The 12,777-nt window shown below is 62.1% G+C and carries 15 protein-coding genes and 4 tRNA genes; 4 read left to right on the plus strand and 15 right to left on the minus strand.

Annotation, left to right across the window (positions count from 1 at the left end):
- Positions 1-106: 106 nt before the first annotated feature.
- The 11 genes from rplL to EUU22_RS06260 all read right to left on the minus strand — a co-directional run bounded on the left by rplL (position 107) and on the right by EUU22_RS06260 (position 6,401).
- Positions 107-490, minus strand: a complete 384-nt coding sequence (rplL, locus tag EUU22_RS06210) for a 50S ribosomal protein L7/L12 (protein ID WP_129331170.1) — start codon at positions 488-490, stop codon at positions 107-109.
- A 58-nt stretch (positions 491-548) separates the two neighbouring features.
- Positions 549-1,067: a 50S ribosomal protein L10 gene (rplJ, locus tag EUU22_RS06215; RefSeq protein WP_129331171.1), complete on the minus strand. Its 519-nt coding sequence runs from the start codon at positions 1,065-1,067 to the stop codon at positions 549-551.
- Between the two features lie 342 nt (positions 1,068-1,409).
- Complete coding sequence (gene rplA, locus EUU22_RS06220; RefSeq protein ID WP_129331172.1) at positions 1,410-2,108, minus strand: 50S ribosomal protein L1; 699 nt, start codon at positions 2,106-2,108, stop codon at positions 1,410-1,412.
- 2 nt (positions 2,109-2,110) lie between these two features.
- On the minus strand, positions 2,111-2,542 hold the full coding sequence (gene rplK, locus EUU22_RS06225; RefSeq protein WP_099057545.1) for a 50S ribosomal protein L11: 432 nt from the start codon (positions 2,540-2,542) through the stop codon (positions 2,111-2,113).
- 146 nt (positions 2,543-2,688) lie between these two features.
- Complete coding sequence (nusG, locus tag EUU22_RS06230; RefSeq protein WP_112691121.1) at positions 2,689-3,219, minus strand: transcription termination/antitermination protein NusG; 531 nt, start codon at positions 3,217-3,219, stop codon at positions 2,689-2,691.
- Between the two features lie 16 nt (positions 3,220-3,235).
- Positions 3,236-3,436, minus strand: a complete 201-nt coding sequence (secE, locus tag EUU22_RS06235) for a preprotein translocase subunit SecE (RefSeq protein WP_112691122.1) — start codon at positions 3,434-3,436, stop codon at positions 3,236-3,238.
- A gap of 183 nt (positions 3,437-3,619) precedes the next feature.
- A tRNA-Trp gene (locus tag EUU22_RS06240) sits at positions 3,620-3,695 on the minus strand.
- Between the two features lie 125 nt (positions 3,696-3,820).
- Positions 3,821-4,477, minus strand: a complete 657-nt coding sequence (locus tag EUU22_RS06245; RefSeq protein WP_129331173.1) for a hypothetical protein — start codon at positions 4,475-4,477, stop codon at positions 3,821-3,823.
- 342 nt (positions 4,478-4,819) lie between these two features.
- Positions 4,820-5,995 carry an elongation factor Tu gene (tuf, locus tag EUU22_RS06250; protein WP_129331163.1) on the minus strand — a complete coding sequence of 392 codons (1,176 nt, stop codon included), beginning with the start codon at positions 5,993-5,995 and terminating at the stop codon, positions 4,820-4,822.
- A 225-nt stretch (positions 5,996-6,220) separates the two neighbouring features.
- Positions 6,221-6,294 (minus strand) — tRNA-Gly (locus EUU22_RS06255).
- Between the two features lie 22 nt (positions 6,295-6,316).
- A tRNA-Tyr gene (locus tag EUU22_RS06260) sits at positions 6,317-6,401 on the minus strand.
- A gap of 205 nt (positions 6,402-6,606) precedes the next feature.
- Between EUU22_RS06260 and EUU22_RS06265 the strand changes: the two genes are divergently transcribed.
- The gene (locus tag EUU22_RS06265; RefSeq protein WP_129331174.1) at positions 6,607-7,491 is read left to right on the plus strand and encodes a TrmH family RNA methyltransferase; all 885 of its coding nucleotides are present in this window, start codon (positions 6,607-6,609) and stop codon (positions 7,489-7,491) included.
- Here EUU22_RS06265 and EUU22_RS06270 read toward each other — a convergent pair.
- Together EUU22_RS06270 and EUU22_RS06275 are read right to left on the minus strand one after the other, a co-directional pair.
- Positions 7,488-7,799, minus strand: coding sequence for an MliC family protein (locus tag EUU22_RS06270; RefSeq protein WP_129331175.1), 312 nt, complete (start codon positions 7,797-7,799; stop codon positions 7,488-7,490). The two genes, EUU22_RS06265 and EUU22_RS06270, sit on opposite strands and share 4 nt — an antisense overlap.
- Before the next feature lie 113 nt (positions 7,800-7,912).
- Positions 7,913-7,988 (minus strand) — tRNA-Thr (locus tag EUU22_RS06275).
- A gap of 173 nt (positions 7,989-8,161) precedes the next feature.
- Between EUU22_RS06275 and EUU22_RS06280 the strand changes: the two genes are divergently transcribed.
- The gene (locus tag EUU22_RS06280) at positions 8,162-8,935 is read left to right on the plus strand and encodes an NAD kinase (protein WP_129331176.1); all 774 of its coding nucleotides are present in this window, start codon (positions 8,162-8,164) and stop codon (positions 8,933-8,935) included.
- 12 nt (positions 8,936-8,947) lie between these two features.
- Positions 8,948-9,463, plus strand: coding sequence for a hypothetical protein (locus EUU22_RS06285; RefSeq protein WP_129331177.1), 516 nt, complete (start codon positions 8,948-8,950; stop codon positions 9,461-9,463).
- A gap of 31 nt (positions 9,464-9,494) precedes the next feature.
- Here EUU22_RS06285 and EUU22_RS06290 read toward each other — a convergent pair whose 3' ends face one another.
- Positions 9,495-10,148: a TetR/AcrR family transcriptional regulator C-terminal domain-containing protein gene (locus EUU22_RS06290; protein ID WP_129331178.1), complete on the minus strand. Its 654-nt coding sequence runs from the start codon at positions 10,146-10,148 to the stop codon at positions 9,495-9,497.
- A gap of 158 nt (positions 10,149-10,306) precedes the next feature.
- On the opposite strand from EUU22_RS06290, the gene EUU22_RS06295 reads away from it, so the two are divergent.
- Complete coding sequence (locus EUU22_RS06295) at positions 10,307-11,521, plus strand: multidrug effflux MFS transporter (RefSeq protein ID WP_129331179.1); 1,215 nt, start codon at positions 10,307-10,309, stop codon at positions 11,519-11,521.
- Positions 11,522-11,581: 60 nt separating this feature from the next.
- Here the strand turns inward: EUU22_RS06295 and prfB are convergent.
- Positions 11,582-12,713 (minus strand): peptide chain release factor 2 gene (prfB, locus tag EUU22_RS06300; protein ID WP_129331180.1). Its coding sequence is split into 2 segments (ribosomal slippage): positions 11,582-12,643 and positions 12,645-12,713, totalling 1,131 coding nucleotides; the frame shifts between segments, so codons are not numbered across the junction.
- Between the last annotated feature and the right edge of the window lie 64 nt (positions 12,714-12,777).

Here is a 12,777-nt window from a genome sequence, read left to right on the forward strand (position 1 = left end):
GAACCCATTACCCAAAAGCCGTTTTGACGGGCTTTTGGGTAATCTGTTCTCGAGAAACGGCGAATGGGAGAGGACAGAACGCCCTCTCCCACAAGCTGTTCCGATATTACTTGACGTCGACCTTGGCGCCGGCTTCCTCAAGCTTCTTCTTGAGGTCAGCAGCTTCGCCCTTGGATACGCCTTCCTTGACCGGCTTCGGAGCGCCTTCGACCAGGTCCTTGGCTTCCTTGAGGCCGAGGCCGGTGATGCCGCGGACTTCCTTGATGACGTTGATCTTGTTGGCGCCGGCGTCGACGAGGATGACGTCGAATTCGGTCTTTTCTTCTTCAGCGGCAGCAGCGCCACCGGCAGCACCGCCGGCAACGGCAGCAACGGCTACCGGAGCAGCAGCGGAAACGCCCCACTTTTCTTCGAGCATCTTGGAAAGCTCAGCAGCTTCCAGAACGGTCAGCGAGGAGAGGTCTTCAACGATCTTTGCGAGATCAGCCATTTTACTAGTTCCTTTTGTTCGGTTCGAACTGGTTCGATATTAACAGCGAAAAACCACCTTAGGCGGCTTCGTCCTTCTTGGCGTAGGCCGAGAACACGCGAGCAAGCTGGCTTGCCGGTGCTGCGACAACCGTTGCGATGCGGGTAGCCGGGGCGTTGAGGAGGCCCAGCAGCTTCGCACGCAGCTCGTCCAGCGAAGGCAGGGTCGCGAGCGACTTGACTGCATCCGCATTGAGAGCGGTTGCCCCCATGGCGCCGCCGAGTACAACGAGCTTGTCGTTGGTCTTGGCGAAATCCATGACGACCTTCGGAGCCACAATCGGGTCTTCGCTGTATGCGATCAGCGTCTGACCCTTGAAGAGATCAGTGATCCCTTCCGACTCCGTACCCTGAAGAGCGATCTTGGCCAGACGGTTCTTCGCGACTTTGACGGTGCCGCCAGCAGCGCGCATCTTCGAACGGAAGTCGTTCATCTGCGCGACTGTGACACCAGCATAGTGGGCCACGACAACCGAACCGGAAGCCTTGAAGACTTCGTTCAGCTCCGTGACGAATTCGCGTTTTTCCGCTCTTTCCACTGTCTGTCTCCAGTTGGCAGGACCGATGTCTCGGACCCTGCCGGTTTGCCTTTGCCTCAAGGGATCCTTCAGATCGGACCCCAAGCGACGCTTGAGGATCCTGTCCCCTCGCACTGTCGCCGTCTGGCTCCAGGCACAAGGCACACTAGGCTCGAACCGACTCTTTCAAGACACCAGGTGTCTTTCCAAATCCGGGTCTTACCCGTCTCATGCAGACCATGACGATTAAGGCCAAAGCCGCCTGCAATCTCGGACAGGAGTTCCGGGTTTCCCCGGAAATTCCCGGCCCTTTCAGGCCGGAAATCACTGTATTCCGGAGCCGCTGTGGCTCCGGAAAAATTCTTAGGCCGCGGTGACCGACGCCGGGTCGATCTTGACGCCCGGGCCCATGGTCGAGGAGATCGCTACGCGCTTGACGTAGTTACCCTTCGCGCCGGCGGGCTTTGCCTTGATGACGGCGTCAGCGAAGGCCTTGATGTTTTCTTCGAGCGCCTTGGCGTCGAAGGAAGCCTTGCCGATACCGGCATGAACGATACCGGCCTTCTCGACGCGGAACTCGACGGCACCGCCCTTGGAAGCCTTGACGGCACCGGTGACATCCATGGTGACGGTCCCGACCTTCGGGTTCGGCATCATGCCGCGCGGGCCGAGAACCTTGCCGAGACGGCCGACGAGCGGCATCATGTCCGGGGTCGCGATGCAGCGATCGAAGTCGATCTTGCCGCCCTGGACGATCTCGACGAGCTCTTCCGCACCGACGATATCCGCACCGGCTGCCTTGGCTTCGTCAGCCTTGGCGCCACGGGCGAAGACGGCGACGCGAACGTCGCGACCGGTGCCGTTCGGCAGATTGACGACGCCACGAACCATCTGGTCGGCGTGACGCGGGTCGACGCCGAGGTTCATCGCGATTTCGACGGTTTCGTCGAACTTGGCGACGGCCCGTTCCTTGACCATTGCGATGGCGTCCGACAGGGCGACGAGCTTCGACGGATCGATGCCTTCGCGGATCTTCTGAATGCGCTTTGCGAGCTTAGCCATGATCAACCTACCACTTCCAGGCCCATGGAGCGGGCAGAGCCCTCGACCATCGCCATTGCGCCTTCGACGTCGGCTGCGTTGAGGTCCTTCATCTTGCCTTCGGCGATCGCACGGACCTGAGCCTTAGTGATGGTACCGACCTTCGCACCCTTGCCCGGCGTCTTCGAGCCGGAGGTGATCTTTGCTTCCTTCTTCAGCCAGTAGGTGACCGGCGGCTGCTTCATCGCGAAGGTGAAGGACTTGTCCTGGTAGTAGGTGATGACGACCGGGATCGGCATACCCTTTTCCATTTCCTGCGTGGCGGCATTGAACGCCTTGCAGAATTCCATGATGTTAATGCCACGCTGACCAAGCGCCGGGCCAATCGGCGGGGACGGGTTTGCCGATCCTGCCTTGACCTGCAGCTTGAGCTGGCCTGCAACTTTCTTAGCCATTTCTCTCTGCCTTTCCTTAAGGACCGGTCGCCCGGTCCGAAAATGCCGATTTGCATCGGCGGCTGCGGTTGCGTGGTGCGTCTGAAAGGCCCGGCTTCAGGCCCTCATCCTCCCACGCGGAACAGGGCGGATGACCGCCCCGACACTCAGACCTTTTCGACCTGAGAATATTCGAGCTCGACCGGGGTGGCGCGACCGAAGATCGACACTTCCACCTTGAGGCGCGAACGCTCTTCATCGACATCCTGGACGGTGCCGTTGAACGAGGCGAACGGACCGTCGGAAACACGGACCTGCTCGCCGATCTCGAACGAGACGGAGGACTTCGGGCGCTCGACACCTTCCTGGACCTGACCCAGGATGCGCTCAGCCTCGTAGTCCGGGATCGGAACCGGCTTGTTGTCGGAACCGAGGAAACCCGTCACCTTCGGGGTATTCTTGATGAGATGGTAGGCCTCGTCGGTCAGATCGGCGCGCACCAGGACATAGCCCGGGAAGAACTTGCGCTCGCTGTCGACCTTGCGGCCACGCCGCACCTCGACCACCTTCTCGGTCGGCACGAGGATCTTCTCGAAAAGATGCTCGAGCCCCTTCTGTCTGGCCTTCTCCTCAATGGATTCAGCCACCTTCTTCTCAAAATTCGAATAAGCGTGGACGATGTACCAACGCGCCGCCATGTCCGTCTCCGCCCGATTAATTACCGACGCTCAGCACCAGGCCGATAAGCCAACCGATGATCTGATCCGCCGAAAAGAAAAACAGCGCCGCAAAAAGCACCATGAAGAGAACCATGGCCGTGGAGATCATCGTCTCGCGACGAGTGGGCCATGTCACCTTGTTCGTCTCGGAGCGGACCTGCTGCAGAAACGCAAACGGATTTGTCTTGGATGCCATCTATTGCCCACGCTTTTACGGCGCGTAAAGCCGACTATGTCAGCCCCACGCACCGCGTGTCTGTTTCACCCTACATAAACACCGATTCCGTATTTCACAAGAGCGAAATCGACATCATGCAAACTTTTGCCGGCCCACCCGAAACCTCGGGCACGCGGTTCTACGTCCTCTTCGAAAGGGACATGGCAGGGGCAGAGGGGCTCGAACCCCCGACCTGCGGTTTTGGAGACCGCCGCTCTACCAACTGAGCTATACCCCTAGATCCGGCACCGACGCGGCCTCAAACCACGTCCTGCGCGCTGGCATGGCGCTCCTTTAAGGTGAGCCGAAACGATTGGCAAGCCTGTTTTTTCTTTTTCGACAGGCCGGTGCGATCTTTCGCGCTCACCACCGACACTGGACGCGGGCACCGAAGGTCGCGGCGCTCGAGCGGAACGGATCGGAAAGATCGGCAGAGAGGACCACGCCCCTCGACAGCCTCTTTTCCACACCGAGATTCGCGTGAGCGGCACGGGTGCGTCCGTCGAGGAAGCCCTCCATCCGCAAGGATGTGCCGAGATCGGAAAAATCGACTTTCACCGACTGCCGCGCGACGAAACCGACCGACTGTCCCGCGATCGCACTCGCTTCCACCGTACGCGAAGCGGCAACGTCGATCGCCGGCGTCAGCGACCACTGTCCGGTCTGCGAGAGCGAAAAGGCCTGCCGGCCGACCGCAGGATCATAACCGGCGCCGGCATTCACCTGCCATGCGCCGGCGGCGGTCGCCCCTGCCCCCAGTGCGACGCTCCCCCACAGCCGCAAGGGCAGTTCCCGCGATCCGTCCCTCCCGTTGGTCGCCGCCGTCATCGTCGTGTCGGCACCGACGCTCGGGGAGAACAGGCTGGGCCAGCGGATCCCGGTGCGGAACTGGAAGGCACGGTCGCCAGCCTTCGAGACGTTCCAGATGAGCGGCCGGCCGTCATCGGCACGCGCCGCCGCGCCGAGAGGCGGACAGGCAAACGCCAGGCAAGCGGCAACAGCCGTCGCTGCGGAGCTCATCGTCTTCACATCGGGAACCGTGGTTTGTCAGCCGTCGAATGCGCTCGAACCATGCGAGCGCGGCGAAATCACTGATCACTTTCTACCACCACGGGCGCCCTGCCGCAACCCGCGAGCCTGCAGAGCGGCCTTCCCGCCTGCGCATGGCCGAGGAACCTCCTAAAAGCAAAAACCCCGCCGTTTCCGGCGGGGTTCTCTCGGCCCCTGTAGGGAACCGAAACTTACTCAAGGATCGATTACTCGATGATCGAGGCGACGATGCCGGCGCCGCGTGCAAATCGCGCTTGCGCGCCATTTGCACCACTTCAATGCGTCGGCAGCTTTCGGCCTCTCGCTCGATTATTATTCAATAATCGAAGCGACGATGCCGGCGCCGACGGTGCGGCCGCCTTCGCGGATCGCGAAGCGCAGCTTTTCTTCCATCGCGATCGGAACGATCAGCTCGACGTCAACGGTCACGTTGTCGCCCGGCATGACCATTTCCGTGCCTTCCGGAAGCGTCACGATGCCCGTCACGTCCGTCGTGCGGAAGTAGAACTGCGGACGGTAGTTCGTGAAGAACGGCGTATGACGGCCGCCTTCTTCCTTCGTCAGGATGTAGGCTTCGGCCTTGAACTTCTTGTGCGGCTTCACAGAACCCGGCTTGCAGAGGATCTGGCCACGCTCGACGCCGTTGCGGTCCACACCGCGAAGCAGCGCGCCGATGTTGTCGCCGGCCTGGCCCTGGTCCAGAAGCTTGCGGAACATTTCAACGCCCGTGCAGGTCGACTTGATGGTCGGACGGATGCCGACGATCTCGACTTCTTCGCCGACCTTGATGATGCCACGCTCGACGCGGCCGGTCACAACCGTACCACGGCCCGAGATCGAGAACACGTCTTCGATCGGCATCAGGAACGGCTGGTCGATCGGACGTTCCGGCGTCGGGATGTAGGCGTCGACCGCTTCCATCAGAGCGCGGATGGCGTTCTCGCCGATTTCCTTGTTGGAATCTTCCAGAGCAGCAAGAGCCGAGCCCTTGATGACCGGGATTTCGTCGCCCGGGAAGTCGTAGGACGACAGGAGTTCGCGAACTTCGAGCTCGACGAGTTCGAGAAGCTCGGCGTCGTCGACCTGGTCGACCTTGTTCAGGAACACGACGATCGCCGGAACGCCGACCTGGCGGGCGAGCAGGATGTGTTCGCGCGTCTGCGGCATCGGGCCGTCAGCAGCCGAGCAAACCAGGATCGCGCCGTCCATCTGGGCAGCACCGGTGATCATGTTCTTGACGTAGTCGGCGTGGCCGGGGCAGTCGACGTGCGCGTAGTGGCGGTTCGCCGTCTCGTATTCGACGTGTGCCGTCGAGATCGTGATACCACGGGCCTTCTCTTCCGGTGCCGCGTCGATCTGGTCATAGGCCTTGAACTCACCAAAGTACTTGGTGATCGCCGCCGTCAGAGACGTCTTGCCATGGTCAACGTGGCCAATCGTGCCGATGTTGACGTGCGGCTTCGTGCGCTCAAACTTACTCTTTGCCATTTGAATGCTTCCTATGATCGTAAATGGTTGACCCGGCAAACGGGTTTAGTGCCGCCGTTTAAGGCTTTCGCAGCAATTGCGCAAGACCTATTTGCTCTGCGCGGCAAAGGCCGCGACATGGGCGATCCGGATACCGTCTCCCTCGCGCACGATAGACCGAAACAGCCGGCCGGTAGCGGCGACAGACCGACAAACACGCGAGAGTTCTGGGGTGATGAGTGCGATTGGAGCGGGTAGCGGGAATCGAACCCGCGTATTCAGCTTGGAAGGCTGCTGCTCTACCATTGAGCTATACCCGCGGTGTTCGATCCGATGTCGGAATGGTGGAGGGAGTTGGATTTGAACCAACGTAGGCTGAGCCAACGGATTTACAGTCCGTCCCCTTTAACCACTCGGGCATCCCTCCAGTCTCCGACCGGATCAAGCGACCAAGCTTTCTCCAGATCCTCGGGAGCGACGCCCCGTGATCTGCGGCGGGTATATGACCGCCCTCTCGGTCGATGTCAACACGATGTCCGGGGAATTTTTCCGAAATTTTTCCGCGCCTCGCAAAAACGCCTTCGCGGCCGGGCACCTCTATCCGCCGCAAGACTTCGCCGCTATAAAGCCGCATGGCCAAAGACACTTCCAAAGACAGATCCGCCCGCGACAGCCACTACGCCACCCTGCGCCGCCAGGTGCGCGACGCCAAGCGGGAGAGGGGCGAAATCCCCACCCCGGCGCCGCAGAAGCGGAAGAAATCCGCCGAAGGCTGGACACCGCCGCAGCTCGCCCCCGAGCAGGTCTATCTCTACGGCCTGCACACGGTACGCGCGGCGATCGACAACCCCGAGCGCCGGATCATCAAGCTCTCGGTGACCCAGAACGCCCTCGCCCGGCTCGAGATCGGCGCGCCGGAGACGCTGCCCTTTCCTGTGGAAATCGTCTCGCCGCAGGAGATCGACAAGGTGCTCGGCCCGGATGCCATCCATCAGGGGGTGATGATCGAGACGCGCCCCCTGCCCGTCCGGCGCTTGGAAGCCCTGAAGGAAAGTCCGCTCCTGCTCGTGCTCGACCAGGTGACGGACCCCCACAATGTCGGCGCCATCATGCGCTCGGCGGTCGCGTTCAATGCCGGCGCGGTAATCACCACCCAGCGTCACAGCCCGACCGAATCGGGCGTGCTGGCCAAATCGGCCTCGGGCGCCCTCGAACTCATCCCCTATATCCAGATCACCAACCTGGCGGATGCGCTCGGCGAACTGCATAGACTCGGCTTCTATTCGATCGGCCTCGATTCGGAGGGACCGGCCCCGCTCGAAGGCACCTTCCGCGGCGAGAAAATAGCGCTCGTGCTCGGCTCGGAAGGAAAGGGCCTGCGCCAGAAGACGCGCGAGACCGTCAATGCGCTCGCCCGGCTCGACATGCCGGGCGCTATCAAGTCGCTCAACGTCTCGAACGCCGCGGCGATCGCGCTCTATGCCTCGCGGCAGTTCCTCGCGAAGGCTGCGTCCTAATCGGCGTCTTCCGCCCGGCAGACGAGCGGTGCCGTCCCCGGCACCGTCAGGGTCGCATCCTCGCCCCTACCCCGCAGTTCGACGCCGTCCGCCTCGTAGCGGAAGCCGTCGCCCGAGATCGCGACCGGGAGATCGTACGTCTTGCCGTCAGGGAAGCTCACATAGGCCGTATCGTTCTCGAAGCGCACGGTGAACGTGCTGCCGCCGTCACACTTGTATACGGCGGTAGGCACATCCTCGGCCATGGCCGGCATAGCCGGCGCGGCAAATGCGACCAGTCCCGCAATCACGCGCAATCGTCTGATCATGAGAGCCTCCTGCAACTCTGGCGATCATAGCGCAAGGAAGCGAGCCAGGACACGACAAACGTCAAGAAGGGCGGAGAGCGGAGGCGGTCTGTCCAGAACGGACCAACGAAAAATGGTGCCCCCGGCAGGATTCGAACCCGCGACCCCCTGATTACAAATCAGGTGCTCTACCAACTGAGCTACAAGGGCATCATGAGCCCGTCGGATAAGCAGATTTTGGCCGGCTGTAAAGCAATTTTTGCACCGTCGCAGACACTTGCCCGGCCACGTCCGACTGCTACGGCCGGCAAACGGGGCAGCGAAACACCTTGTCGCTCTCGACCCTTTTCATGTACCACAGAGCCCGTCACCGAGGGCCCCCGATGTCTCGTTCCTTCCAGTCGCTTTCCTTCATAGCTTCCAGCGCGCCGGAAGCGCAGGCCGCCCGGCAGGAGCTGATTCGCGTCTACGGCAATGTCGCGCCCGAGGAAGCCGACGTAATCGTCGCGCTCGGCGGTGACGGCTTCATGCTCCAGACGCTGCACGACACGATGAACACGGGCAAGCTCGTCTACGGGATGAACCGCGGTTCGGTCGGCTTCCTGATGAACGATTTCCACATGGAGAAGCTGCGCGAGCGGATTGAAGCCGCCGTCGAGAACGACTGCCATCCCCTGAAGATGACGACCGAGAGCGCCGACGGAACCGCCTCGGTGGCGCTGGCGATCAACGAGGTCTCGCTGTTCCGCCAGTCCTACCAGGCAGCAAAGCTCCGCGTCATCATCGACGGCAAGGTGCGACTCGACGAACTCATCTGTGACGGTCTGATGGTCGCGACGCCTGCGGGATCGACCGCCTACAATCTCTCGGCCCACGGACCGATCCTGCCGCTGGAAGCACCGCTGCTCGCACTGACCCCGGTGAGCGCCTTTCGTCCGCGGCGCTGGCGCGGCGCGCTGCTTCCGAATAAAGTGAGCGTCGACATCCACGTGCTCGAAGCGGACAAGCGACCGGTGAATGCGGTCGCCGACCACACCGAGGTGAAATCGGTGACCAGGGTGCAGATCACCCAGTCCGAGGACACCACGGCACGGATACTTTCTGACCCCGACCGGTCGTGGTCGGACCGCATTCTCGCCGAACAGTTTTCCAACTAGGGAGGTTTCGGGATGGCTGTACACATCTTCTCCCGCCTGGCCTTCGCCGCCCTGGCAATGGCTGCCGCCCCTGCTTTCGCCGGAGATATCGACGAACTTCCGGTAACGGCGACCTTCGTCGTCAGCACCGGTTTCTGGGAGGAAGTCGGCGGTGAGCCGAGCGGAAAGACCGAAGCCAAGAGTACGACGGGCACCGACAACACCGCAGCCGACACCGCAACGCGCCGCGGCTATTACAAGCTCGTCGCCATCCGCCAGCCGGATCGCACCGCCAAGGTCTACCTGCAGCAGATCGCGCTCGGCGAGGCGGGCCCGCAGGTGGTGGAGAGCGTCGAACTCGAGGAGTTCACGGCGATCAAGCCCTATGTCACCGACATCCGGCCAGAGGACTCGACCGGCATCAGCCGCCAGCCCGGGCTCTTTGCCACCGTCTACCTGAAGACCGATCCGGCAGCGACGGAACCGGAAAGCTGGACGGTGCTGATCGACGAGCTCGGTGAGATCAAGATCGAGAAGGCCACGAACTGACTGGCGGAAAAGCGCGGGAGAAGCTTCGCTCTCAGCGCTTTCCGAATGCCTTGAGGAAGGTTCGGACAGCACTGCGTGCGAGCCCGTCCAGCTCGCTTTCCGCGATCGGCAGGCCGAGCTGCAGGTCGGCGCGCACGTCGGTCATGACGAGCGCCATGAACTGGCGCGCAGCAAGCGACGGGTCATCGAGTTCCAGATAGCCGCCGTGGGCGAGTTGCGCGAAGCGGGCGGCGAGCGCGGGATACTTGCGTCCGGGGCCATATTCCTTCCAGCTTGCGAAGAGCTCCGGGTGCCGCGCACCCTCGAGCGACAGGATCCGGAAAAGCCAGCGTCCGCAGTCCTCGCAGATCGCCACCTTCAGCAACCGCTTCGCGAAGGCGGCGAGATCCGCCTCGATGTCCGAAGGCGCATCGGGAAAGCTGTCGAGAACGGCGAAAAAGCGGGCGCTGGAGCGCTGCGTGACGTCCTCCACGACCGCCTTGAAGACCTTATCCTTGTCGCCGATCTGGTTGTAAACGGTCTGGCGGGAGACCTTGGCGCGGGCGGCAATCGCGTCGATGCTCGCGCTCGAATAGCCGCTGTCGGCGAAGATCGCCGCTGCCGCGTCGATGATTGCGGCGCGCTTGCCTGGTGCGCCAGCGCGGTGACCGTCCGCTGATTTTCGATGGTCCGTGATTTGATCCATGCCTCACCATAAGGGGGCTTGACGAGTTGGACAATTGTGTCCAATAATTTATACATTATAGTCACCGCTCGGCACAGGCCGACGCGCCTCATTCATTCATTTCGCATCCGATTCAACCTCCTCGCGGCCCCTGCCGCGGAGCAACGAAGGTTTTTTCCATGCAGCAGCAAAACATCAAGGCATCCCTTCCGATCGTCCTCGGCCTGCTCACTGCCGTCGGCCTTTTCGCGATCGACATGTATCTTCCCGCCCTTCCCGAGATCGGCCAGGGGCTCCATGCCGGCAGCGGCACCGTACAGGCAAGCCTCGTCTCTTTCTTCGTCGCCATGGCGCTTTCCCAGCTCATCTATGGTCCGGTCTCCGACATGATCGGCCGCAAGAAGCCGCTTTATTTTGGTCTTTCGCTCTTCTCCATCGGGGCGATCGGCTGCGCGCTTTCCCCCTCGATCGAATGGCTGGTCGCATTCCGCGCGCTGCAGGGCGTCGGTGCCTGCGCCGGCGCCGTCATCTGCCGCGCCATCGTCCGAGACCTCTTCACCGGCGTCGCGGCGGCCCAGCTGATGTCACGCTTGTTGCTGGTCTTCAGCGTGTCGCCGATTCTGGCGCCGCTCGCCGGCAGCGCCGTGACGCTCGCGGCAAGCTGGCGCGCGATCTTCTGGGTGATGGTTCTCGCCGCCGCCCTCGGTGCCGTGCTTGTCACATTGCTGCTCCCGGAGACCCGCTCCGAAGAGGCCCGCAGCCAGAGCAGCTTCGGCAGCGCCCTTGCCTCCTACGGGACGCTGCTACGTGATCCTTACTATCTCGGGCTCGTCCTCATCGCCTCCTTCGGCATGGCGAGCTATATGATCTACGTCGCCAACTCGTCCTTCGTGCTGATTGAACATTACGGGCTCTCGCCCAGCCTCTACAGCGTGGTCTTCGCAATGAACGCCGTCTCCTTCATCGGCGCATCGCAGATGAACGGCCGGCTGTCGCGCCGGTTCGGCCTGAGACGACTGATCCGCATCGCGGTCGCCGGCTTCGCGCTCGCCTCGACAATGCTCTTCGTGGCGTTCGCTTCCGGCTTCGGCAGCCTGCCAGCCCTCTCCGCCCTGCTCTTCGTCGCCTACGGCTTCCTCGGCATGGTCATCCCGACCTCGGCGGTGCTGGCACTCGAAAGCCACGGACGGATCGCCGGAACTGCCTCGGCGCTCATGGGGACGCTGCAATTCGTCACGGCATCGAGCGTGATCGGGGTGGCAAGCCTGTTCTTCGACGGCACGGCCATGCCGATGGTGACGACCATCGCCGCCTGCTCGCTGACGGTGCTCTTCCTGGCCGCATTGACGCTGCGCCCGGCAGCGGCAGCCGAAACGGCAGAAGAACGCCTCTGAAACACACAGGCGGCGGGATTTTCGTCCCGCCGCCTCGCCATTTCTGCAATCTTCCGGAAATCAGTCGATATCCGCGACCTCGACGTCAGCCCCGCCCGAGATGCGGTGGGCAAGTGCCGCCTCCATGAACTCGTTGACGTCGCCATTCAGCACGCTGTCCGGATCGGTGCTCTCGACGCCGGTTCTGAGATCCTTCACCAGCTGGTACGGCTGCAAGACGTAAGAGCGGATCTGGTGCCCCCAGCCGATGTCGGTCTTCGACGCGGCTTCGGCATTGGCCGCTTCTTCCCGCTTCTTCAGTTCCGCCTCGTAAAGACGGGCACGCAGCATGTCCCAGGCCTTGGCGCGGTTCTTGTGCTGCGAACGTTCCTGCTGGCAGGCAACGACGATGCCGCTCGGAATGTGCGTGATGCGCACCGCCGAGTCGGTAGTGTTGACGTGCTGTCCGCCGGCACCCGAGGAGCGGTAGGTATCGATGCGGCAATCGCCCTCGTTGATGTCGATCTGGATCGAATCGTCGACCACCGGATAGACCCAGACGGACGAGAAGGACGTGTGGCGTCGCGCGTTCGAATCATAGGGCGAAATGCGCACCAGCCGGTGCACGCCGGATTCCGTCTTCAGCCAGCCGTAGGCGTTATGACCCTTGACGTGGATCGTCGCCGACTTGATGCCGGCCTCTTCACCTGCGTGAACCTCCAGAACCTCGACTTTGAAGCCCTGCTTCTCGGCCCAGCGGATGTACATGCGCAAGAGCATGTTCGCCCAGTCCTGGCTCTCCGTGCCGCCGGCGCCCGAATGGACTTCGAGATAGGTGTCGTTGCTGTCGGCTTCGCCCGACAGCATGGCCTCGACCTGCAGCCGGCCGGCCTCGGCCTTCAGTGCCTTCAGCGCGTTTTCGGCTTCGGTGACGATCTCCTGATCACCCTCCTCCTCACCCATCTCGATGAGATCGATATTATCGGAGAGCCGCCGTTCCAGCGCCTTCACGCCGTTGATGCTGTCGTCGAGCTGCTGGCGCTCGCGCATCAGCTTCTGTGCTTCGGCGGCATCGTTCCAGAGGTTCGGATCCTCTGCCTTGTTGTTCAACCAGTCCAGTCGCCTTATCGCCTGGTCCCAGTCAAAGATGCCTCCTCAGCAGGCTTATGGCCTGCTTGATTTCGTCGACGACGTTCTCGATTTCGTTACGCATTTGGTTGCTATTTCACCTCGCTGAAAAGGAGCCCCGTGCATAGTTGCGACCACCGCTTCTGTAA

Origin of the sequence: Ciceribacter ferrooxidans, from assembly GCF_004137355.1 — a bacterium.
Classification (GTDB): domain Bacteria; phylum Pseudomonadota; class Alphaproteobacteria; order Rhizobiales; family Rhizobiaceae; genus Allorhizobium; species Allorhizobium ferrooxidans.